Source organism: Paenibacillus brasilensis, from assembly GCF_009363115.1.
GTDB classification, from domain to species: domain Bacteria; phylum Bacillota; class Bacilli; order Paenibacillales; family Paenibacillaceae; genus Paenibacillus; species Paenibacillus brasilensis.
The window spans coordinates 836137-860501 of record NZ_CP045298.1; the positions used below are offsets into that span (position 1 = coordinate 836137).

Genomic DNA, 24365 nt, shown 5'->3' on the forward strand with positions numbered 1-24365 from the left:
TGCTTTTTCGAAAGGAGCCAGAACCTATGAAGCAGCATCGCTATCTGCCCATGACCGAACAGGATCAAACCGAAATGCTGCGTGTGGTCGGTGTATCGTCCATTGACGATTTATTCAGTGATATTCCAGAGGATATCCGATATCAGGGCGAACTGCCCATGTCCTCTCGACTGGACGAAAGAGGCTTAACCCGCCATCTGGCCGAGCTGGCCGGGCATAATGCCAACACAGACACACATGCCAGCTTTCTTGGTGCAGGGATTTATGATCATCATATTCCCTCCGTCATTCAGCACATCACTTCGCGTTCGGAATTTTACACCGCCTACACTCCCTATCAGCCTGAGGTAAGCCAAGGTGAGCTGCAAGCCATCTTCGAATTTCAATCGTATATTTGCGAATTAACAGGCATGGCTGTAGCCAATGCCAGCATGTACGACGGAGCGACTGCGCTGGCGGAGGCGGGCTCACTGGCCGCCTCTGCCACCCGCCGTAAACAGCTTATCGTATCGCGGACCGTCCACCCGGAGGCACGTCAGGTATTGGCTGCCTATGCACGTGGTCTGGGCTTGGACATCGTGGAGATTGGCTATTCCGACGGTGTAACGGATGCAGAGGCATTGGCAGAGGCCGTATCGGAACAGACGGCAGCTGTTTTGGTCCAAAGCCCCAACTTCTTCGGAGCCGTGGAAAATGTGAAGCTCATGGCTGACCTGATCCACGCACACCAAGGGCTTATGGTTGTCAGCGCCAATCCGCTGGCACTGGGCTTGCTGGAGACGCCCGGCAAGCAGGGAGCGGATATTGTCGTAGGAGACGCACAGCCACTTGGCATCTCTTCCTCCCTCGGCGGCCCGACCTGCGGTTATTTTGCCGTTTCTCAAGCGCATATGCGCCGCATCCCCGGACGCATTGTAGGCCAAACCACAGACCGCAATGGTAAACGCGGCTTCGTGCTGACCTTGCAGGCACGGGAACAGCATATCCGCCGTGAAAAGGCCACGTCTAACATTTGCTCCAATCAAGCGTTGCTTGCTTTATCTGCGTCTGTGTATTTGTCCGTCATGGGTAGACGGGGCATGCAAGAAGTAGCCGAGCTGAATTTGCATAAAAGCCGCTATGCATTAGAGCAATTGCTGAGCTTGAAGGGTGTGACTGCCTCCTTTAACGCGCCGACCTTTAACGAGTTTGCCCTCAAGCTGCCCGATGGTACGGATATGAACAAGCTCCAGGCCGGACTGCTCGCTGCGGGATTTATCGGCGGCTATGAGTTGGGCCGGGACTACGAGGAACTTGCCGGTCACATGCTGATCGCTGTGACGGAGCAAAGAACCAAAGAAGAGATTGACCAATTTGTACACACCTTGGGGGGATTGCTATGACACACACCGGACAAGATCAGAAGCAAGAGCTGTTGAAGAAACACGATCAAGCGCTCATCTTTGAATTGAGCCGTCCGGGTCGCATCGCCTATTCCCTTCCTGCATGCGACGTTCCCCGTCGTCCGGTGGCAGAGCTTTTGCCGGATTATGCGCTGCGCAGCGAGCCTGCGGTATTACCGGAGGTATACGAAGTAGACGTGATTCGCCATTACACCGCCTTGTCCCGGCGCAATTTTGGCGTGGACAACGGGTTTTATCCGCTCGGCTCCTGTACGATGAAATACAACCCGAAGGTAAACGAGGATGTCGCCCGTTATGCAGGCTTTGCTAAAATTCATCCCTATCAGCCTGAGAATAGCATCCAGGGTGCCATGGAGCTGCTGCATACGCTCCAAAACGATCTGGCCGCGTTAACCGGCATGGATGCCGTCACCCTTCAGCCCGCCGCCGGCGCCCATGGCGAATGGACCGGGCTGATGATGATCCGCTCATACCATGAAGCCCGTGGTGAGCGACGTACCAAGGTGCTCGTGCCGGATTCCTCGCACGGAACGAACCCCGCCAGCGCAACCGTCGCGGGCTTCGAGACGATCACTCTCCCCTCCACCCCTCAGGGGCTGGTGGATCTGGACGCACTGCGTCAAGCTGTAGGCAACGACACCGCTGCGCTCATGCTGACCAACCCGAACACGCTTGGCCTGTTCGAGAAGCAAATCGCTGACATTGCCGCGATTGTGCATGAGGCGGGGGGGCTGCTCTACTATGACGGCGCGAACTCCAACGCCATCATGGGCATTACCCGCCCCGGGGATATGGGCTTCGATGTCGTGCATCTCAATTTGCACAAAACGATGAGTACCCCGCATGGCGGAGGCGGACCCGGCGCAGGGCCTGTCGGCGTGAAGCAGCGGCTCATTCCCTATTTGCCCAAGCCGTTGGTTGTACGTGATGCTCAGGGTACGTACCACTGGGACCGGGAGCAGGGAGATTCCATCGGACGGGTCAAAGCCTTTTACGGCAACTTCGGTATTCTCGTCCGAGCCTATGCCTACATCCGCAGCTACGGTCCTGACGGCTTGAAGCGGGTCTCTGAGTGTGCTGTACTTAATGCCAATTATATGATGCACCGGCTGGCTCCGTATTTTGAGCTTCCCTACCCGGGACATTGCAAACACGAATTCGTGATGTCTGGACAGAATTTAAAAAAATTTGGAGTGCGTACGCTTGATGTTGCCAAACGATTGCTCGATTTCGGCTACCATCCGCCTACGATTTATTTTCCATTAAATGTAGAGGAATGTATCATGATTGAGCCGACGGAAACGGAAAGCAAAGAGACGCTTGATGGTTTTATCGACACCATGATTCAGATTTCGCGAGAAGCGGAGGAAAAGCCGGAGCTAGTGCTTAACGCACCCTATACCACACCCGTCACACGCTTGGATGAAACTACCGCTGCCCGCAAGCCTGTATTGAACTGCTCGTGCAGCTAAAAGCGATTTTTATCTAAAGTATATATAAAAGAAGCATACAAAAAAGCCGGTATCTCTTAAGATACCGGCTGCTGTATGTACACAGCAATTTTTTGTTGGAAAAAGATATTACCCTTAAAAATGTGATACCCTTAGCCTTCAATGCTTTGAACCAATTCAACAACCTGTTCGGCTGTTTGCATGTCCAAAGCTTTTGCAGCCAGTTTTTCCATGTCTGCACGAGACAATTTGGAAATTTGACTGCGTGCTGGCAGAATGGAAGTTGCGCTCATACTGAACTCATCGAGTCCCAGACCCAGCAGCAACGGAATTGCTGTTGCATCCCCTGCCATTTCGCCGCACATACCAACCCAACGTCCTTCACGGTGAGCTGCATCAATAACCATTTTCACCAAACGCAGAATGGATGGATTGTATGGTTGATACAAGTAAGATACGCGTTCGTTCATACGGTCTGCAGCCATCGTGTATTGGATCAGATCGTTCGTACCGATACTGAAGAAATCAACTTCTTTCGCGAATTGATCAGCCAATACCGCTGTAGAAGGGATTTCTACCATGATGCCCAGCTGAATTTCTTCAGCTACGGCTACACCCTCGGCTACCAACTTTTCCTTTTCCTCCAGCAAAACTGCTTTTGCTTCTCGGAATTCGTTCAGTGTAGCAATCATCGGGAACATGATACGCAGGTTACCGTGTACACTTGCCCGCAACAAAGCACGCAATTGAGTACGGAAAATATCCTGACGATCCAGACACAGACGAATCGCACGGAATCCGAGGAACGGATTCATCTCTTTCGGGAGATCCAGATAAGGAAGTTCTTTGTCGCCACCGATGTCCAACGTACGGACTACAACCGGCTTACCTTCCATTTTTTCCAGAACGGTTTTGTATGCTGTGTACTGTACTTCTTCGGATGGGAGCTTGTCGCGTCCCATATACAAGAATTCTGTACGATACAAGCCGACGCCTTCTCCACCGTTATCCAGAACACCAGCTACGTCGTTAGGCGTACCGATATTGGCTGCCAATTCGACATGGACACCATCGACAGAAACCGTAGCTTCGCCACGCAGCTTTCGCCACTCTTCGCGTTGCTTGTCGTATGCCACTTGTTTAGCACGGTATTCTGCAACGATCTCTTCAGAAGGATTCACGAATACGTGCCCATCCAAACCATCAACGATGATCAAATCGCCGCTTTTAGCTTGAGACAATATATTTTTGGTTCCTACGACCGCAGGAATTTCAAGTGAGCGAGCCATGATCGCCGAATGCGAAGTACGTCCGCCGATATTTGTTGCAAAACCTTTAACAAATTCACGATTCAGCTGAGCTGTGTCGGAAGGTGTCAAATCTTCTGCAAGCACAATCGTTTCTTCGGCAATTTCTGCAGGGCTGACAAAATGAACACCAAGCAGATGATTGAGCACCCGTTTGGTTACATCACGCATGTCAGACGCGCGTTCTTGCAAATATGCACTTTTCATGTTTTCAAACATGGAAATAAACTGTGTAGCCACTTCATCCAAGGCATAGTCAGCATTAAGCTGCTCGTCTCTGATTTTAGCTTTTACTGGATCAATCAATTCAGGATCATTCAGAATCAACAGGTGAGAAGCAAAAATTTCTGCTTTTTTCTCGCCCAGCTCCTTTAATGTTTTCTCCTTAATCGTTTCCAATTCGGTTTGAGATTCTGCCAAAGCCGCATCCAATCTTGCAATTTCAGCTTCAAAGTCACCAACCGCGCGTCTCTCTACAGCGTAATTCGGATGCTCCAAGATAAACGCCCGGGCAATGGCGATGCCTGCCGAAGCGGCAATCCCGGAGATCTTAAGCATGAACTTCGCCCAGCCCTTCGTTAACGATTACATTTTCAAGAGCTTTCAGAGCTTCAGCAGCTTCAGCGCCTTCACAGATAATATTAATCGTATCACCTTGTTCCAGACCCAGAGACAATACACCCAGAATGGATTTCAAAGTTACTTTTTTACCATTAGCTTCGGCAAAAGATTCAGCACCGCTGAATTTGTTAGCTGTATTCACCAGCGCAGTTGCAGGACGTGCATGGATACCGTCTTCATCTGTAATTCTAAAAGTTGTTTGCATAAATTTGTTCCTCCCACTTTTCTAAAGATAGTATTTGTTTACACGCAGTAAAATACGTGCAGTGAAACCGGGCAATGATCAGACGGGCTATGCCGCCCAATCATTAAACCGAAACACATAGAATTTATTTTATCGTAATTATACCATCTTCGCCAGCCTTCAATACTCCTGTTTTGTTTAAAGTTACAGAGGAGCCTTCTGGAAGGTTGGTAAAAATGACAGGTGAAATGATGGATTTAGCGTTTGCTTTCAAGTATTCCAGGTCTATTTTCATGATCGGCTGACCGGCTGACACAAGATCGCCTTCGTTCACCAAAACGTCAAAACCTTGTCCTTTCAGCTTCACTGTATTCACCCCGATATGAACAAGCACTTCTTTACCGCCATCGGATTGAATACCCACCGCGTGCTTACTTGGGAATACATTAAATACTTTACCATAAACAGGGGATACGATTGTTCCATCATTTGGCACAACTGCAAAACCGTCTCCTGTCATACGCTCTGCAAATACCGGATCGGGAACTGTTGAAATATCAACCAATTCACCATTAACAGGCATCACGATATCTTCCACAATAATCGTTTGTTGCTCTTGTCCAGCTTCCTTTTCCTCTTGTGGGGCTGGTTGTGCCGGAGCAGGTGCAGGCGTGCGTCCCGCCATGATATCAGCCATTTGAGTTTTAATCGTATCGGAACGTGTACCGAAAATCGCCTGTACGTTATTGCCGACTTCAAGGACACCCGATGCGCCAAGCTGTTTCAAACGTGCTTTGTCAACGTTCGATTTTTCATTAACCTCGATCCGAAGACGTGTAATACAAGCATCCAGATGCTTGATATTCGAGGAACCACCAAAAGCGGCCAAAATGTTGTGTGGAAGCTCGTCACTACTACCGACTGCTGCACCATCCACATTTTCTGTAGCCTCTTCACGCCCTGGCGTTTTCAGGTTGAACTTCCGTATGATGAATCGGAATCCGAAGTAGTAAATTACCGCCAAAATCAGACCGACGATGATGACATACCACCAAGGAGTACGGTTTGGAATAATCCCGAAAATCAGGAAGTCGATAAATCCGCCGGAAAACGTCATACCGATTTTAACATTCAAAATTTGCATGGCCGCGAACGACAAACCTGCAAACACAGCATGTACTGCAAAAAGTAATGGAGCTACAAACAGGAAAGAAAATTCCAGCGGCTCCGTAATCCCTGTCAAAAACGAAGTCAATGCTGCTGAACCCATAATACCTGCTACATATTTTTTGTGTTCCGGTCTTGCTTCATGATACATCGCAAGCGCTGCGGCTGGCAGACCGAACATCATGAATGGGAACTTACCCACTTGGAACGTACTTGCAGTCAAGGTTACTCCATCACGAAGCTGGTTAATGAAGATTTGCTGGTCACCATGAATCGTTTGACCTGCTTTGTTAACATATTCGCCGAACTCAAACCAGAACGGAAAATACCAGATATGATGCAATCCGAAAGGAATGAGTGAACGTTCAATGACACCAAAAATGAAAGCTGCCAATGTCGGATTGGAATCAACCATGAAGTGAGATACGGCGTTCAGTCCGTGCTGTACGGGAGGCCATATAATGACCAACAGCAGTCCGATCAGCAACGAAGATACTGCCGTTGCAATCGGAACGAAGCGCTTACCTGCGAAAAAGCCCAGATACGAAGGCAGCTCAATTTTGAAAAAGCGGTTGTACATAGACGCGGCCAGGATACCGATGATAATCCCGCCGAATACCCCTGTTTGAAGCGTTGGAATCCCCAATACATTTGCATAGCCCGGGATTTTTTGGGCAATCAGGCCCGGTGTGACGCCAACGGCTGTTCCCAGCGTAATATTCATGACGAGGTAACCGATGATCGCAGCCAACCCTGCTACACCTTCACCGCCTGCCAGACCGACGGCTACGCCGACTGCAAACAACAATGCCAAATTATTAAAAACGATTTGTCCGGCATTCATCATGATCGTCGCAACTGATTGTACCCAGCCCGCATTTAATGCAGGAATGTACTGGAGAAAATCAGGGTTGACCAGCATGTTACCAATTCCCAATAAAAGTCCCGCAGCTGGCAAAATAGCCACAGGAAGCATCAAAGCTTTGCCGACACGCTGTAAAACGCCGAAAAGCTTCTTAAACATACGTTCCACTTCCTTCTCTAAAAAATTAGAATGCAGAGGCAAAACAACAAAAAAGGCATGAGCCGATTTAAGTATGTTTGAACACAACCTTGGGATATAGCTTACCCCTGTAGGCTGTAAACAATCATAACTTAAAACAACTCATGCCTGATCGAATCAGTAACACGTTAAATGTTCAGTTGTTGTCTTGCTCATTACATCGTTGATTATAGCACCCTGTTAGCAGCGAGGCAATACTTTTTTATTTCCCGACTTAGTTATGGTTACTCTCCCTGCTCTTTGCGCTGGGATAACCGCTGCAAATGCATCGTTAAATAGCTGACCTCAGCCGGATACACAGGTTTACGGAGCCTTTTCTCCATAATTTTGGTGAGCTTCCAGGCCAGCATATACATTTCCGGATACTCCTCATTCAAAAGCTTGTCCAATCGATAAATCTCCTGCACAATCTCACCCCGGCGCACACGTTCAATGGCAAATCTCAGATGAGTCAGCAGGCGGGAATAATCAAGAGATTGAAGAGGAATACGATAATCGAGGGTATTCTCGACGACCTGAACCAGATCAGCGATCAGACGAGAATCCTTCCGAACCTCGGAAATATGCTGATTCGTCATGGCACTATAAATATGCAAGGCCACAAATCCGATTTCATCTTCTCCCAAATCCACATCCATCTTATCCCTGATTAAAGAAACGGCCTGCTCAGCCATTTTATATTCCTGAGGATATATTTCCCTGGTTTCGTACAGAAACGGATTATGAATTGTAATCCCCTGTTTCTGACGGTTGATGGAAAAAGCGATGTGGTCGGTTAAAGCAATTAATATGTGCTCATTCAAAGGCTTTTTCGCTTGAAGCTGAACCAGATGAAGCACCTCACCGATGACCTCAATGAGCTTTTCATCCAGCTCAGGAAGCAGACGTTTGTATTGCTCCTGCTCTTCATGGCTTTTTAATATAAATAATTTTTCAACTGAATCCAACGGTATAACATCGCCAGCTTTGCGATTGAAACCGATTCCTTTTCCAATCACGACAACCTCATCATGTTCGGGATGCATTCCTATAATCACATTGTTATTCAGCGCTTTCGCCACTTGTAGGCTGCTCACATCCGCACCTCTTTTTATCAGAACCTTGATCCTAAGAATTATAGCATGATGCTCAGAGGAATCCACGTAAAAGTATCAAATATTCTGCTAAAGGTCAATAAAAAGAAAACGCTTTTCATCACACTTGCAGGGAAAAACTGTGATGAAAAGCGGTCTTTCTGTTCAGGATCATCTGCTCCCATAAAGACTTATATTTTATTCTTTATCTGAATAAGCTACCTCAACCGGGGCATGAATGTGCAGCTTATCCGGTTCATCGGAGGATGGTGCGGAATGAAGGCCATTTCTCCCAGTGGTCAGCCCTTTAATTAACTGCTCCACATCAATACCGGATATACTCTTCAGCATCTCGGGAGCTGTAGCCATCAATTCTGTGACATAATTGCTGACACGTGCAGCTCCTTCCCCTTTGCCTGTATCAACAACCGTCAGTTTATCAATGGACGCAATCGGTTCGGCAATACGTCCAGCCAAATCAGGCAGCATCTTCACGATAATATCGAGTACGGCTGCCTCTCCAAACTTCTGGAACGCCTCCGCCAGCTTTTCCTTAGCCTCCGCTTCTGCCAATCCACGCAAACGGATGACGTCTGCATCCGCCGTACCCTTCGCACGTTCTGCGTCCGCTTCGGCCTGCCCGTTCAGACGTTTTTGCTCAGCGGATGCTTTAGCCTGTGTCTCAATCGAGTATTGCAGCGACTCCGCCTCGCGCATTTTTCGCGATTTGTCCGCTTCCGCTGCTTGCTCTACGGCATACCGATCGGCTTCCGCTTTCTTTTTCACTTCCGCATCGTATTGCTTTTCACGAACCTGAATTTCCTTGGTTTGAAGATCAATCTCCCGCTCCTTGCGGACCAGTTCAACCTTCATCTGCTCCTCAACAGCCGTCTGCTTGGCACGAGCCTCCTGAATATGATAAGCCTGATCGGCGTCGGCCTTGGCTGTATCCTGCTCTTTCTTAAACGCAGCCACTTTCAGTTCCTTCTCCTTGGCTGCCTCGGCAATATTGGTATCGCGCAGCAGCTCGGCCTTCTGGCCTTCCTGTTCTGCACGAGCCTTCTGAATCCGCGCATCCCGCACAGCCTCTGCTTCCGCAATCTCCGCATCCCGTTTCACGGCGGCAATTCTCGGCTTACCGAGCGCATCCAGATATCCATGTTTGTCACGCACATCCTTGATGGTGAATGATACAATTTGCAGACCCATCTTTTTTAGATCGCGAGCAGCTACGCCCTGTACTTCCTGGGCGAACCGATCCCGATTTCGGTACACTTCCTCCACCGTCATCGAGCCGAGAATGGCACGCAAATGCCCTTCCAGTACTTCCTGAGCCTCTCCCTTGAGAGCCTCCAAGGGCTTCCCAATAAATTGTTCGGCTGCTGTCGCTATATCCTCAATGGAACTGCCGACCTTAATAATGGCTACACCGTCAGCAATCACTGGAACCCCTTGCTCCGTATATACTTCCGGTGTTGTTACGTCAAGTTTGTGGGACAAGAGAGAAATAAATTCGGATTGCTGGAAAATAGGCCAAATAAAGGCCCCTCCACCGCGTACAATTTTAATTTTGCGACCGGATTCATCCTCGGAAATATTTTTATTTCCCAGAAAAGAACCCGTTACGATCATCCCTTCATCCGGTCCAACCGTTTTGTAGCGGGCCCAAAAAGCAATCCCTAATATGACAATAACGATAACAACAATCCCAGGGACCAGCACAATATCCTGCAAATTTGACACTCCCGTTCACGCTCCCTTCAAGTTAAGCGAATGCGCCGTCTATGTGTCCAGGTATGCTACGCGAACGACGCCCTCTGCGACCTCAACCACGACGATACGGGTCCCCGCAGCCAGCGGTTTGTGATCAAAGCTGGATGCTGTATGTAGGGTGTTGCCTGCACCCAAGCGGATCATAACCTCCCCGTAACCAACCTCCGGCACCGGAATGGTGACCTCACCGATCCTGCCAGTCAGCTCACGCATAGAGAAGCCGCTGGATACCTCTGAGTTCGCCATTGGCTTGATAAACGCAAAAAACACAAGTATTCCAATGATAAATGCAACACAAAAAGCAAGCACAACGACCCAGCCCGTGCCTAGCCCTGTATATTTCGTCAATAGCACACCTGCCCCGCCAAAGGCAGTCATGGCTCCAAGTAAAACGACAGGTCTGAACCAATCAAGGCCCGGCAGCTCCAACGCCCCATCCAGCCAACTACCGAGCACATCTCCGATCAGCACGCTGGCTACCGTAAAGATAGCGCCCCCTGCCAATAACCACCAGAATAGGGTTTCCATGCGGCTCCTCCTTCCATATGCCTTTTCAGCCAGGTTTCCAGTCTATAACTATGTTTACGTATTCAACCTTGAAAAGTTTCAAAATTTTCCTCCAATGCCTTATATGAAACTCAAAAAAGCACGTTCCTACGTCAAATGACGTACAAACGTGCTTATAGTAATCCGAAACTGATTTACAGAGAAGCGTTGTAAATTTCCACTACATCTTCGCGATTGAGCTTGTTAAAGCCGCCGAAAGCTCCAAATTTCACAGCTTTATCGGCCATAACATCAATTTTGGAAGCATCAATATCGTAATCTGCCAGACGGCTTGGCGCACCAATCGAGTTCCAGAAATCACGCAGCGCCTGAATGCCTTCCAACGCTACTTCTTCATCACTCTTGCCTTCCGGGTTCACATGGAATACATTCACAGCCAGTTGCTTGAAGCGTTCAGGCTTCACATGCAGATTGTGTTTCATCCAGTTCGGGAACAGAATAGCCAGTCCTCCGCCATGTGGAATATCATACACAGCAGACACAGCATGCTCAATATTATGAGTAGCCCAGTCACCTGTCAGTCCCATGTTCAGAAAGCCGTTCAGCGCCATTGTTCCACAATACATAATCGTTTCACGCAACTCGTAGTTTTCCAGATCGTTAACCAGACCCGGAGCGGCATCCATAACCGTACGCAAAATCGTTTCACACCAGCCCAGTTGAACCGGAGTATTGGATTCCAAATGGAAATAATGCTCCAGTGTATGTGACATCATATCCACAATTCCGTAAACGGTTTGATCACGCGGCAGAGAATACGTGTTCACCGGATCGAGAATGGAAAACGCAGGGAACGCATATACGCTGCCCCATCCCAATTTTTCTTGTGTTTTTTCGTTCGTAATGACAGAACCTGCGTTCATTTCGGAACCGGTTGCTGCCATCGTCAGAACTGTACCTAATGGCAATGCCGCCTTTGGAGCCGCTTTACGCTCCGCAAAATCCCACATATCGCCATCGTATTTCGCGCCAACAGCGATGGCCTTGGAGCAATCCAGCACACTACCGCCACCCACAGCCAATACGAGGTCGATTTGATGTGTTTTACACAATTCCACGCCTTTATGTACGGTAGACAAGCGAGGATTTGGTTCTACACCAGCCAGTTCTGTTACCTCTGTACCGATTTCACCGAGCAAACTTATTACATTATCATACAGACCGCTGCGCTTAATGCTCCCGCCGCCATATACAAGCAATACACGTTTACCATATTTAGGAACTTCACGCTTGAGAGCTTCCAATTGTCCCTTACCGAAGATCAATTGTGTTGGATTATAAAATTCAAATGCTTTCATCGCAAACGCTCGCCTCCAATATTTTAAAGTTTAAGGTTAAGAAACTATTCTATTATAACCTTTTCAGTTACAGGAAACAAATCTGCTTTATATGAAGAAAAAAACCACACTCCTGAAAAGGAGCATGGTTCCATGACATATCTTGGGAGGGTTCTCATAAAGTATTATGCGTCGTGCAATTGATTTTATTCTCCGAGGGTATATCCCAATTGTTGCATAAAACGACCAAAGGCCTGCTGACCGGACGGATTCCGTTTGTATACTCCTGCATGCTCCAGAATTTCGCTGAATTTCAGCCCAACTTCATTTTGCACGGTGCGGACAACCGTCTCCTTGTCAGACAAGCGACCAAACCGGGTGTTCAACTGATAGATCCAGTCTGCATGTTTAAACAGTGGATGTCCTTCCTCCTGCATGGCAGCAGCCAGCTCATCGTTTCCACACAAAATATCTGCAATTCCATCCAGCTCTTCTTTAAGCCGCCCCGGTAATATGGCAAGCCCCATAACTTCGATCAGACCGATATTTTCCTTTTTGATGTGATGCATCTCGCGATGAGGATGAAAAATACCTTCCGGGTATTCATCACTTGTTCGGTTGTTGCGCAGCACCAGATCCATCTGGAATCTTCCTTCGGAATCCCGGCGCACGATCGGCGTTACTGTGTTATGTGGAATCGTTTCCCCCTCCTGCTCTGTATGAGAGAGGATGTCGACTGCAGGATCATTGTAGGATTTCCAGGCTTCAAAAGCAGCGTTTCCTGCCTCCAACAACGCCTCGGCATCCGTTGACGTAAAGCGGATGACCGACATAGGCCAGTTCACGATGCCTGCCGTAACCTGCGGAAAGGCTTTATTATGGAACACACCGTCCACATCTGCTTTTTCAATCGGGAAGGTATGACGCCCGCCTTGAAAATGATCATGGGTCAAGATTGATCCGCCGACAATCGGCAGATCCGCATTGGAGCCGATAAAATAGTGTGGAAACGCTTTCGTAAAGGCCAGTAACCGCCGCAGCGTATCCTTCGTCAGCTTCATCGGCACATGATCATGATGGAACACGATGCAATGCTCGTTGTAATACGCATAAGGAGAATATTGGAAAAACCACGGCTCCCCATTTAATTCCAACGGAATGATGCGCAAATTTTGGCGTGACGGATGATTTACCCTTCCTGCATATCCGACGTTTTCACGGCATAACTGACATTTGGGATACACAGGCGGTGGAAGCAGCTTCGCCATCGCAATTTCCTTTGGACTTTTTTCCGGCTTGGACAGGTTAATCGTAATTTCCATATCCTCGTAAGCTGTAGGCTGATTCCAGTACACATTGTTGGAAACTCGATCCATTCGAATGTAATTCGAGTCGATACATAGCTGATAAAAAGCATCTGTCGCCGCCCCTATGCCATGTTCAGCCTCCGTTTGATGAAAGTCACGAACGACCTCAGAAGGTCTTGCCATCAGCAAGCCCATGATTTTGGAGTCCAGCAAATCACGATACGTATCTGTGTTTTCAGAGATAAGCCCAGTGGCAACGCCATAGTCAATCAATACATTGAGCACAGGCTGGAGAACTTCGGGGGCAGGAATACCCCCAGCCTCCCCGCCTGAATAAGGCTCCGAGAATCCGAATTGCTCCAGCAGCAAATTGCGGCTGTAATCTACATCTTGTGCACTGATCAAGCCCCGATTTTGTGCAAATGCAACCAATTGCTCCACCGCATATAAAGCGGCTTGCTGTGCCGTTTCATTGATGTCATGAGCCAGGTGCCGGTTATGCTCCTCATTTTGGCTCTTAGCTGCGAATTGACTTTCACTCATATGTCATCGTCTCCTGTCTATTCGTCGCCGTAGCCCTGAGGATGCGACTGATGCCAGCTCCATGCTCCGCTAATAATGTCCTCCAGCCTAGTTCGTGTCGGACTCCAGCCAAGCACGGAACGAGCCTTGTCAGAAGACGCAACCAATACCGCAGGATCACCTGTACGGCGCGGTTCCGTAACCACCGGAATGTCAAGTCCAGTGACCTTGCGTGCCGTCTCAATAACTTCCTTCACTGAGAAGCCCTGTCCATTGCCCAGATTGAACACATTACTCTCATTGCCTTCGCGCAAGTAGTTGACTGCGCGGGCATGAGCATCTGCCAGATCGCTAACATGAATATAATCACGGACACACGTTCCGTCCGGTGTCGCATAATCCTCACCAAACACAGCAATGTGTGAACGCTGTTTCAGGGCTGTTTGCAGTACCAATGGGATTAGATGGCTTTCCGGGCGATGGTCTTCACCGATCTTGCCGCTCTCATGTGCGCCAGCCGCATTAAAATACCGCAAGGACACATATTTAATGCCCAATACTTTATCAAACCATGACATCATGCGCTCCATCATGAGCTTCGTTTCACCATACACGTTCGTTGGCTCTGTACGGTCACCCTCTTCAATCGGCACCTTTTCCGGTTCGCCATAGGTTGCCGCCGTGGAAGAAAACACGATTCGGCGCACGCCGGCATCCTTCATAGCCTCCAGCAGGCTCAACGTGCCAAACACGTTGTTGTCATAATATTTACCAGGATTTTGCATACTTTCCCCAACCAGCGAGTTGGCTGCAAAATGGATAACCGCGTCGATGCTATTTTCGGAAAAAAGTCTGGACAGCAGCTCTTTATCTCTCAAATCTCCTTCATACAACTTGCCCCCAAGCAGTGCTGCCTTGTGTCCGGTCTGCAAATTGTCCAGCACAACTACTTCTTCCCCTCGATCCAACAGCTCTGCTACCGTATGTGAACCAATATATCCCGCTCCGCCTGTGACTAAAATCGCCATGTTATTCGTCCTCCTTCAGTTCTTTAACTCCGTCTCCCGCCTTACATACATAAAAGCTGGCTTCCAGCCCTGTCCGGGTCTGATAAGCTTCGCCAACTTCCTTCACAAAACGTTCCACATCATCTTCATGAACCAATGAAACTGTACAGCCTCCAAAGCCAGCTCCCGTCATACGCGCACCCAGCGTACCGGAAATTCGTCGTGCTTCCTCGACCATGACATCCAGCTCCGTACAGCTGACCTCATACAAATCGCGCAATGAATCATGTGAAGCGTTCATGAGCTGCCCAAAAGCTGCGAGATCATTGCCCGCAAGCGCATCGACAGAGGCCAGCACACGAGCGTTTTCCTCTACCACATGCTGTGCCCGGCGGCGCACTGTTTCATCCGCTATGTGATGCTGTAGCTCACCAAAGCAGGCTTCATCCAGCTGAGCGAGGTATTCCAACGTTGGCTCCTGCTGCTGCAAAACGGACAGCGCTTCAGCACATTGACTGCGGCGCTCATTATAAGCTGAATCCACCAGCCCGCGGCGCTTGTTCGTGTTGCCGATCACGAGCTTATAGGCACCGGTACGAAATGGCACCTTACGGTACTCCAGCGTATCGCACATCAGCAGAATGGCATGATCAGCCGCTCCATTCGCGACAGCGAACTGGTCCATAATACCGCAGTTGACACCAACGTAATTGTTTTCTGCCCGCTGCGACAACAAAGCGATTTCGACCGTATTTGTCTCCTGTTTTTCGAGCGTGAGGAACGCGTATCCCGTTACCACCTCAATGGAGGCAGAGGAGGATAATCCGGCACCGTTCGGTATTTCTCCATGATAGAGCAGGTCGTATCCACTAGACGGATAAACTTCCTTTTCAGCCAGCTCCACCAGTACACCGACCGGATAATCCACCCACTCATCGGTTTTACTTTTGCCTATCTCTCCGCGTGGAATAGATATTTCATACGAAAGGTTTGTCGAAGCAAAATGAATTTCATCATCATTACGGGCACGAAGGATCAGGGTTGTTCCGAATTCCAGCGCAGCCGGAAGTACGTAGCCACCGTTATAATCAATATGCTCTCCAATCAGATTGACCCGCCCGGGTGCGTGAAATATCCGCGGTTCATGACTGCTTTCACCATATTTTTCAATAAAACGTTTCTTTAATTCAGCAGAGTTCATATCCGCATCCACCTCATTCACGTTAGTAAGGTACCCTGACTTCCCTGTGCAATCTTAATCAGGTTGACATCTATTATGAATTCAGTATAAATGAAAGCGCCACACAATGTAATGCATCCATGTGTTGAAACTATGGATAAATGTGACTTGGACATGTACAATGTAAGTATACCGCATTCGCTAAACTATTCACAAATGCAGGAAGGATGACCCTATTTTGCAAGCGCATTCATATAGTTACTCTGTCGCCTCTAATCCGGTGCTTTACGAAAACAGCCCGCTGCATGTGCTCTTTGCCGGGGAGAGTCAAACCAAATCCGGTCATGCCGTAGGGCCGAAGCTCTACGATTACTATCTGCTCCATTTCGTAGAATCGGGAAAAGGTATTTTCCGAACGGAAAAGCACACATACCAGCTTGAAAAAAACGATTTTTTTCTTATTCATCCCGGTCAGCTTGTGAGCTACACCTCAGACGAAGAAGAACCGTGGCGTTATCGTTGGTCTGCCTTTACCGGCTACCTTACCGAGCAGGTGGTGCAGGAAGCAGGATTGCGTGTTCATCAGCCTGTCTTTCACGCCTCCGATCACAATCCCATTCCCGGTTATCTGGAGCAAATGCAATTGGCCTTCTACAGCAGAAAATCAAGCTCTCATCTTTCAGCACTTGGCTATTTGTATCTGATCATGGGAGAAGCAGGCAATCATCTGAGTGACTGGTCTGACCCGTCGGGAGCGGATTCGCAAATTCGTCGCACAGTCAAGCAGATGGTTCAGTACATGTCCACCCAGTATGCACATCCCGTTTCCATTGAGCAAATGTCTGAAGGCCTTGGGTATAACCGTGCGTACTTGTCACGGATATTCAAGAAGGAGACGGGCGTCTCCCCCGTGACTTATCTGCTCAAGCTGCGAATCGACAAATCACGTCAGCTGCTGCGTGAGCGTCCCGAGCTGTCCGTGGAACAGGTAGCCGCCTCGGTTGGATTAACCGATGCTTTATATTTTTCACGTCAATTCAAGCGCTTCTGTGGTCAGTCACCCACCGAGTATCGAAACAAGGTTAAGCAATTTCCACAGTCGTAAAGTAGGCTTTGCAGGCTGCATTGACCCGCTGCTTTCTGACGGTCGATTGAGCTTCTTTTACAGAGAAGACAGGACAAGCAGTGGTTTCCCTAACTCCCTGCCGTAACAAACAGCCCGCATCCTTCAAGCGGATGCGGGCTGTTAAGTATATATCGTATAAGAGAATGTGAAATTAGGTCGTTGACTCCAGAATACCTTTTGCCCTTAGGCTGTGCCGCCATCCTGAGTGTTTCCGGCATGCAGAATGGAGTCAACCCGATCCAGTTCCTCCTGAGAAAAATCCAGATTGGACAAGGCGGCGACATTTTCTTCAATTTGGCTGGCACGGCTGGCCCCAATCAGGACAGAGGTCAGACGTTCACCACGCAGAGCCCAGGCCAACGAGAACTGAGCCAAACTTTGTCCGCGCGCAGCTGCTATTTGGTTGAGCGCACGTACCTTGCGAAGTGTTTCAGGCGTCACATGGTTCTCATTCAAGAAGACAGACGTACTCGCCGCACGTGAATCCTCAGGAATTCCGTTCAAATATTTATTGGTTAGCAATCCCTGAGCCAGTGGGCAAAAGGCAATGCTGCCTATCCCGTTTTCGTCCAGTACGTCCTGTAATCCGTTTTCAATCCAGCGGTCGAGCAGAGAATATTTCGGCTGATGAATCAAAAGCGGTGTCCCCAGCTCCTTCAAAATACGGGCGGCTTCTGCCGTTTGCTCCGCGCTGTAATTAGACACACCCACATACAGTGCTTTACCGGAACGTACGATATGATCCAGCGCCTGCATCGTTTCTTCCAACGGTGTATCAGGATCAAAGCGGTGAGAGTAAAAGATGTCGACATAGTCCAGTCCCATCCGCTTCAGGCTCTGATCCAGACTGGAAATCAGATACTTGCGCGAGCCCCAATCCCCATAAGGTCCCGGCCACATATAGTAGCCTGCTTTGGTCGAAATGACCATCTCATCACGATAGGGCTTCAGATCACTAGCTAACACTTGTCCGAAAAATTCCTCTGCTGATCCCGCAGGAGGGCCGTAGTTATTGGCCAGGTCAAAATGCGTAATTCCCAAATCAAAGGATCGGGTAATCATACTGTGACCATTCTCCGCGTTGTTAATCCTGCCAAAATTATGCCACAAGCCCAACGAAATGGCCGGTAGCTTAAGACCTGATCTCCCTGTGCGATTATATTTCATGCTTTCATAACGATGATCGTCAGCCAAATAAACCATGCTATCCCTGCCTCTCTCGAAACATTCTTATATCCAGTACGGTCATGTCCGGTACAACCATACTATAGCGCTTTTATCCGACCGTTGACAAGAAAACGATTACAACCCTAGTTGTTCAGCGAGTTGTCCCATAACCTTTCCAATCGGCTCAGTGATAAGGATATCCGCCTTGTGATCATACGAGGTGGGATCGGTATTAAGGAGAACCGTATGCTTACCGCGGAAATAAGTAATCAGACCTGCCGCAGGATGCACGGTCAACGACGTTCCCCCAATTAATAGCAGATCGGCCTGCGAAATGGCCTGAACGGACCGAATGAGGGTATCCTGATTCAGCTCCTCCTCATATAAAACAACATCCGGTTTAATAATTCCCCCGTCTACCGGACATTTGGGGACAATCTCAGAGCTGCTCATTACTTCATTCAGACTGTAAAAGCGCCCGCATTTCATGCAATGATTGCGATGCACCGAGCCGTGAAGTTCCAGTACATTTACACTGCCCGCGGCCTGATGCAATCCATCAATATTTTGTGTTACAACCGCTTTAAGTCGGCCATGGTGTTCCAATGACGCAAGGAAACGATGACAGCCGTTCGGCTCCGCATCGGGATGCAGCATTTTGCTGCGATAGAAGTCGAAGAACACTTCAGGATGCTTTACAAAAAAAGAACGGCTAAGCATAACCTCCGGAGAATAAGGCAGCTTTTCCTCACTCTGATATAAGCCAGCCGCTGAACGAAAATCCGGAATACCGCTTTCCGTCGATGTCCCTGCTCCGCCAAAGAAAACAATATTTTGCGCGTCCTGTATCCATCCAGCCAGCATCTTTACTTTGTCCATGTTTCACGCACCTCCACATCTTCATACGCGCGGATCACTATGTCCGCGTCGAGCAAATGACCCGAACGTTCCGGCTCCGGCGCAAATCCAATGGCCAACCGCACCCCGGCACGCTTGCCCATCTGCATATCTCCGTTGCTGTCTCCGATGACAACCACATCCGATGGTGACAGTCCCAGTAAAGCACAGGCTTTTTCAGCCATTTCCGGGTCAGGCTTGCCGTATGTAACCCTATCGTGCCCAAGGACCTCGTCAAAACAGGATGTCAGCCCCATCCACTCCAAATGCTCCTGTGCAGCCTCTGTACTGTCAGAGGTCACAACCGCCAGCTTCATTCCGGCGCGGCGGCTTTGCTCCAGCAACGTTCGCAACCCCGGAAACACTTTCGCTGCCCGGTGTCTTCGAATATCAGCCATCGCTATTTTATTAAAATCGCGGACAAGCCGCACGGCTTCATTCCATGGCACGCCGGCAGTATACAGCTGCCAGGCGAGCACGCCCGTACTTTCATCCACCGTTCCCATGGCCAGCGGACCGGAAGGATCATAGCCGATCACGCGCCCCTCCTGGTCATGAAGGGTCCCTAGAACCCTACCTTTTTCCACTGTAAAACTGGTACCTGCCAAGGCAAGGTGCTGTTCCATCATATCCAGTATAGAACGAGCCCAAGGGCCCCACAACTGAATAAAATCCAGCAACGTACCATCCTTATCCAATAAAATGCCACGGCACGGATACCGTTTTCCCTGCACGATCAGCTCAGACATGCAGTATGCCTCCTTTACTGGTTTTTAGGAGCTCCATCCACACTCTCTTTCATCCAGTCCTGTAAAGCCGATACCGTCTGATTCCATTGCTCCACGGCACTAATGGTTGCCGCATTATCCCCTTTTTGAGCTCCGTAGCTTCCGAACTGGGCATGATTGCCCCCCTCCACTGTAAAATACAATGTATTGGCTGGTAAATAGGCTCTGCCATTCTGAACCTGTTCCATATTGATCACTCCGTCATCACTTCCCAGTAGAGAAATAACGGGCAAATTCTTATCCTTTAAATTCCCTTTGTTATCCGGGTAGGAAGCGAGGAAAAATACACCCTTGATCTGGTCGGCATGTGCGGCAGCATAGCGGGCTGCCATCACACCACCCAACGAATGGCCTCCAATGACAAATGCTTCTTTCGGATAAGCTTTAAGCACCTCACCCGCCAAATCGGGGGAAGCCAGTGGCAAATTCAACGGCATTTTTGCAATGATCACATGGTGGCCCTTTTCCGCCAGACGCCGTGCCAAAGGTGCGTAGCTTTCGGGCTTCACCAGCGCTCCCGGGTACAAAATGACTCCGGCGCCGCTTCTTTTGGCGGGCTCAAATCCTATCCAGTGCTCTTGTTCATTTACCTTCACAGCATCAGCTGCTTCTGCTAATGCAGCTACTGCCGTCTCATCAGGCTGATAAGGGGTAAACACCTTCCATGCTCCCCAACCTGCGATCAGCACAATGACAATCAGGATGCCCAGGAGGATTTTCCATATTTTCCGAGGACCGCGTGTCCCATATGAACTGTATGAGCTTCTTGTTCTTCTTCTCATTTTTAAATGTTCCTTTCACCTTGCCTGCCTCATGTTTCGTCATTTGAATATAAAAAGTGCAGCTGTATTCAACAGCGTAACTATAGCCTTGTTAGGGTAACATCGTTGTACATACAGGGTCAAATCAGCAAACATTTCCAAGTATTAGCCTATCATTATCCGCTGTTCAAGCTTTCGCCACACAACAAGGACATGATAGCGCTTACTATTGTGAATTAAATCACAATGGTGAGGTCCAGAGTATCGTACCTTGTTCCTTGTAAAGAATTATTTTTTAAATAGTTTACACGGCTGGATGCCGTTCGGAGGGAAACACATGACGACAATCCATGATGTACAGGGTGAAAGCTTCTTTCTCAATTTGCGATTTATGTTGATCATATGTGTATTTGCAGGGAATGCATTGGAGCCGCTGGCCAGTTCATTTCATATCGCACAGCAATGGTTCAGCTGGATATTTATGTTCCATATGCCGTTGTTTGTGCTTGTTACAGGCTATTTTGCCAAGTCCTCCCTAGCCGGGCCGGCAGGCCGTAAAGTTCTTCTACAGATTGGTATGCAATATCTTATTTTCCAATCGCTCTATTCTGTATTGGATGCTGCACTCTTTCACGTTCCGCGTATCCATCATTCTTTTTTCGCACCTTACCTGCTGCTCTGGTTCCTCGCCAGCCATATCTGTTGGAGACTGTTGATGCTCGCTTTGCAGGGAGTGCCGCCTGTCTTGCAATTGGGCATATCCGTACTACTGGGTATCCTTGTCGGATATCTCCCTGTAGAAGGTATATGGCTGAGCGTATGCAGAACCTTTGTTTATTTACCTTACTTTATAGCAGGATATCATTTGAACTATGCAGACGTTCGGCGCTTCTTTACAGTTCCAGTTCGAATCATCACGGGTGCTGTATCCGTTTTGCTCATGCTGATGGCAGGGACGTCGTATTTCGGCATCCCGGCAGGCTGGCTGTATGGCAGCATGACTTATGGTGAGCTGGGACACACCGAATGGTACGCAGGGATTTACCGCATCGGCATGTATGGCGTTCAATTCATAGCCTCTATGGCGTTTCTAGGCTTAGTTCCAGCAATCACAGGACGTATCACCGAGATGGGTCGACGGACATTATACGTCTTCTTGCTCCATGGCCTGATTGTCCGTACCGTTGTTGCGAAGGGAGTCTACGAATATATAGATACACCGGTAGAGATTATTTTAATCGTAGTGTGTGCAGCAGGTCTGTGCTGTTTGTTAACCATGCCCTGGGTTCGGACTGCAACGAGGCCTCTTGTTGAGCCACAAGTAGATTGGATGCTTAAACCGGCCCTTTATCCTTTTAGACGATCTGCATAATTTTTTAGCTCCCTTCATGTCAGGCATAAACACGCGAAAACTCGCTTATAGACGAAAAGGCAATGGACTCATGACCTTTTTTGCTCCGCATAAAGCCTGTTTCATAGAGGCTCAATGTGGTAAGTAAAGGATGCGCGCAACAAAAAACAACTTTTTATAAGGAGTGATTTGTAATGGCACGTAATCAAAATCAAGGGAAAATGAGCCGTGAAGAAGCAGGTCACATGGGTGGAGAGGCGACTTCCAAGAAGCACGACAAGGATTTTTATCAGGAGATTGGTAGAAAAGGCGGGGAAGCAACCGCAAACTCTCATGACAAAGAATTTTATCAAGAAATCGGCAAAAAGGGCGGCGATGCTACAGCTGAGTCGCATGACAAGAATTTCTACAGAGACATTGGTCGCAAAGGCGGCAAAAACTTAGTTGTAGTGTCCCATTGTACCCTCCCTTAATCATAGAAATGAGCTTGAGTCCACCCGCTTTATTGCGGTGTGGGCTTTTTTGCCGTCATTTTTTATCATTTTTCGAAATCTTATATATGTAGAAAAAAGCTCACATCTATGATAGACTCTTTAGAAAACATCTGCGCTATTAACGGCGTCTATTGAACGCCATATCATTTTAAACTTTGGGGGGAAACCAGCATCATGACAGCTAAGACGAAAATGCGTTCCGATATGATTAAAAAAGGCTTTGACCGCGCTCCTCACCGCAGCTTGCTGCGCGCAGCGGGCGTTAAGGAAGAAGATTTTGACAAGCCGTTTATTGCGGTATGCAACTCGTATATTGACATTGTACCGGGTCACGTCCATTTGCAGGAATTTGGTAAAATTGTCAAGCAGGCTATTCGTGAGGCAGGCGGTGTACCTTTCGAATTTAACACCATCGGTGTAGATGACGGTATTGCCATGGGACATATTGGTATGCGTTATTCTCTGCCAAGCCGTGAAATTATCGCCGATTCTCTGGAAACGGTCGTTTCCGCCCACTGGTTTGACGGCATGGTCTGCATTCCTAACTGCGATAAAATTACCCCCGGTATGATGATGGGTGCATTGCGCGTCAATATCCCGACTATTTTCGTCAGCGGCGGTCCTATGAAAGCTGGTAAAGACAAGAACGGCCGCTCTATTTCCCTGACCTCCGTCTTCGAGGGCGTTGGTGCATTCCAGGCGGGTAAAATTGATGACCAAAGCTTGCTTGAATTGGAACAATACGGCTGTCCGACATGTGGCTCGTGTTCAGGAATGTTCACAGCGAATTCCATGAACTGTCTCGCTGAAGCGATGGGTCTGGCCATGCCAGGTAACGGTACCATCCTCGCGGTAGCAGAAGAACGTAAAGAATTCGTTAAACAGTCTGCACGTCAATTGATGGAATTGATCAAGCTGGATCTGAAACCGCGTGATATCGTGACTAAAGAGGCCATTGATAATGCATTCGCATTGGATATGGCAATGGGCGGTTCCACCAATACGGTATTGCATACGTTGGCATTGGCTCATGAAGCTGAAGTGGATTATCCTATTGAACGCATTAATGAAGTCGCAAACCGCGTACCTCATTTGTCCAAATTGGCACCTGCTTCCGACTATCACATTGAGGATGTTCATAATGCAGGCGGCGTAAGCGCGGTGCTGAATGAACTGTTGAAGAAACCAGGCGCATTGCATGGTGACTGTATTACAGTAACCGGAAAAACCATTCGTGAAAACGTAGAGGGTCAGGAAATTTTGGACACGAATGTCATCCACAAGCTGGACAACCCTTATTCCGAACGCGGCGGTCTGGCTGTATTATTCGGCAATCTGGCACCACAAGGCTCCATTATTAAGGTCGGTGCTGTTGATCCTTCTGTTGGTGGTTATCACAAAGGTCCTGCCATCTGCTTTGATTCACAGGAAGATGCACTGGCTGGCATCGCCAACGGCAAAATCAAGGAAGGACATGTTGTTGTTATCCGTTATGAAGGTCCTAAGGGCGGACCGGGTATGCCTGAAATGCTTGCTCCAACTTCGCAAATCGTGGGTATGGGGCTCGGTGCCAAGGTTGGTCTGATTACAGACGGACGCTTCTCAGGTGCATCCCGTGGTATTTCCATCGGCCACATTTCCCCTGAAGCCGCAGAGGGCGGCCCTATCGCTTTTGTTGAGGACGGCGATATTATTGAGCTGGATCTGAACAATCGTAAGATTGAGCTTCAAATTACAGACGAAGAATTTGAACGTCGCCGCGCCAACTGGAAAGGCTTCGAGCCGAAGGTGAAGACTGGCTACCTGGCACGTTATTCCAAGCTGGTAACGAACGCAAGTAACGGCGGAATTATGAAAATCTAATGTTTGGCTAAGATAT

20 protein-coding genes are annotated in these 24365 nt (G+C 48.6%); 6 read left to right on the forward strand and 14 right to left on the reverse strand.

Features of this window, described 5'->3' with window-relative positions; translation table 11 throughout:
* Positions 1 to 26 precede the first annotated feature (26 nt).
* Both gcvPA and gcvPB read left to right on the forward strand, forming a co-directional pair.
* On the forward strand, positions 27 to 1382 hold the full coding sequence (gene gcvPA / locus GCU48_RS03850) for an aminomethyl-transferring glycine dehydrogenase subunit GcvPA (protein WP_152379122.1): 1356 nt from the start codon (positions 27 to 29) through the stop codon (positions 1380 to 1382).
* On the forward strand, positions 1379 to 2875 hold the full coding sequence (gcvPB, locus tag GCU48_RS03855) for an aminomethyl-transferring glycine dehydrogenase subunit GcvPB (RefSeq protein ID WP_152379123.1): 1497 nt from the start codon (positions 1379 to 1381) through the stop codon (positions 2873 to 2875). Before gcvPA ends, gcvPB begins: the two co-directional genes overlap by 4 nt.
* A gap of 131 nt (positions 2876 to 3006) precedes the next feature.
* Here gcvPB and ptsP read toward each other — a convergent pair whose 3' ends face one another.
* The 10 genes from ptsP to GCU48_RS03905 all read right to left on the reverse strand — a co-directional run bounded on the left by ptsP (position 3007) and on the right by GCU48_RS03905 (position 15923).
* Positions 3007 to 4719, reverse strand: coding sequence for a phosphoenolpyruvate--protein phosphotransferase (gene ptsP / locus GCU48_RS03860; protein ID WP_152379124.1), 1713 nt, complete (start codon positions 4717 to 4719; stop codon positions 3007 to 3009).
* A complete protein-coding gene (locus GCU48_RS03865) occupies positions 4712 to 4987 on the reverse strand; it encodes an HPr family phosphocarrier protein (RefSeq protein WP_013372579.1) in 276 nt (91 codons plus the stop codon). Before GCU48_RS03865 ends, ptsP begins: the two co-directional genes overlap by 8 nt.
* A 124-nt stretch (positions 4988 to 5111) precedes the next feature.
* The gene (gene ptsG / locus GCU48_RS03870; protein WP_152379125.1) at positions 5112 to 7157 is read right to left on the reverse strand and encodes a glucose-specific PTS transporter subunit IIBC; all 2046 of its coding nucleotides are present in this window, start codon (positions 7155 to 7157) and stop codon (positions 5112 to 5114) included.
* Between the two features lie 263 nt (positions 7158 to 7420).
* Positions 7421 to 8272 (reverse strand): glucose PTS transporter transcription antiterminator GlcT, encoded by an 852-nt coding sequence (gene glcT / locus GCU48_RS03875; RefSeq protein WP_152379126.1) that lies wholly within the window; start codon positions 8270 to 8272, stop codon positions 7421 to 7423.
* Positions 8273 to 8467: 195 nt separating this feature from the next.
* The gene (locus tag GCU48_RS03880) at positions 8468 to 10003 is read right to left on the reverse strand and encodes a flotillin lipid rafts scaffold protein FloT (protein WP_152382103.1); all 1536 of its coding nucleotides are present in this window, start codon (positions 10001 to 10003) and stop codon (positions 8468 to 8470) included.
* Between the two features lie 48 nt (positions 10004 to 10051).
* The gene (locus tag GCU48_RS03885) at positions 10052 to 10570 is read right to left on the reverse strand and encodes an NfeD family membrane protein (RefSeq protein ID WP_152379127.1); all 519 of its coding nucleotides are present in this window, start codon (positions 10568 to 10570) and stop codon (positions 10052 to 10054) included.
* 173 nt (positions 10571 to 10743) lie between these two features.
* Complete coding sequence (locus tag GCU48_RS03890; protein ID WP_152379128.1) at positions 10744 to 11907, reverse strand: iron-containing alcohol dehydrogenase; 1164 nt, start codon at positions 11905 to 11907, stop codon at positions 10744 to 10746.
* 185 nt (positions 11908 to 12092) lie between these two features.
* A complete protein-coding gene (locus GCU48_RS03895; RefSeq protein ID WP_152379129.1) occupies positions 12093 to 13736 on the reverse strand; it encodes a UDP-glucose--hexose-1-phosphate uridylyltransferase in 1644 nt (547 codons plus the stop codon).
* 17 nt (positions 13737 to 13753) lie between these two features.
* Positions 13754 to 14743 carry a UDP-glucose 4-epimerase GalE gene (gene galE / locus GCU48_RS03900; RefSeq protein ID WP_152379130.1) on the reverse strand — a complete coding sequence of 330 codons (990 nt, stop codon included), beginning with the start codon at positions 14741 to 14743 and terminating at the stop codon, positions 13754 to 13756.
* Between the two features lies 1 nt (position 14744).
* Positions 14745 to 15923: a galactokinase gene (locus tag GCU48_RS03905; RefSeq protein WP_152379131.1), complete on the reverse strand. Its 1179-nt coding sequence runs from the start codon at positions 15921 to 15923 to the stop codon at positions 14745 to 14747.
* Positions 15924 to 16140: 217 nt separating this feature from the next.
* Between GCU48_RS03905 and GCU48_RS03910 the strand changes: the two genes are divergently transcribed.
* Complete coding sequence (locus tag GCU48_RS03910; protein ID WP_152379132.1) at positions 16141 to 17007, forward strand: AraC family transcriptional regulator; 867 nt, start codon at positions 16141 to 16143, stop codon at positions 17005 to 17007.
* Between the two features lie 204 nt (positions 17008 to 17211).
* Here GCU48_RS03910 and mgrA read toward each other — a convergent pair whose 3' ends face one another.
* The 4 genes from mgrA to GCU48_RS03930 form a co-directional block, all read right to left on the reverse strand.
* Positions 17212 to 18231, reverse strand: coding sequence for an L-glyceraldehyde 3-phosphate reductase (mgrA, locus tag GCU48_RS03915; RefSeq protein WP_152379133.1), 1020 nt, complete (start codon positions 18229 to 18231; stop codon positions 17212 to 17214).
* A gap of 99 nt (positions 18232 to 18330) precedes the next feature.
* A complete protein-coding gene (locus tag GCU48_RS03920; protein ID WP_152379134.1) occupies positions 18331 to 19074 on the reverse strand; it encodes an NAD-dependent protein deacylase in 744 nt (247 codons plus the stop codon).
* On the reverse strand, positions 19062 to 19841 hold the full coding sequence (locus GCU48_RS03925; protein WP_152379135.1) for an HAD family hydrolase: 780 nt from the start codon (positions 19839 to 19841) through the stop codon (positions 19062 to 19064). The genes GCU48_RS03920 and GCU48_RS03925 overlap by 13 nt, the downstream gene beginning before the upstream one ends.
* 14 nt (positions 19842 to 19855) lie before the next feature.
* A complete protein-coding gene (locus tag GCU48_RS03930; protein WP_152379136.1) occupies positions 19856 to 20662 on the reverse strand; it encodes an alpha/beta fold hydrolase in 807 nt (268 codons plus the stop codon).
* Positions 20663 to 20978: 316 nt separating this feature from the next.
* Between GCU48_RS03930 and GCU48_RS03935 the strand changes: the two genes are divergently transcribed.
* The 3 genes from GCU48_RS03935 (at position 20979) to ilvD (ending at position 24349) form a co-directional block, all read left to right on the forward strand.
* Complete coding sequence (locus GCU48_RS03935) at positions 20979 to 22013, forward strand: acyltransferase family protein (RefSeq protein ID WP_152379137.1); 1035 nt, start codon at positions 20979 to 20981, stop codon at positions 22011 to 22013.
* A 173-nt stretch (positions 22014 to 22186) separates the two neighbouring features.
* Positions 22187 to 22465, forward strand: a complete 279-nt coding sequence (locus GCU48_RS03940; protein WP_152379138.1) for a KGG domain-containing protein — start codon at positions 22187 to 22189, stop codon at positions 22463 to 22465.
* A 195-nt stretch (positions 22466 to 22660) separates the two neighbouring features.
* The gene (ilvD, locus tag GCU48_RS03945; RefSeq protein ID WP_208811946.1) at positions 22661 to 24349 is read left to right on the forward strand and encodes a dihydroxy-acid dehydratase; all 1689 of its coding nucleotides are present in this window, start codon (positions 22661 to 22663) and stop codon (positions 24347 to 24349) included.
* Positions 24350 to 24365 lie beyond the last annotated feature (16 nt).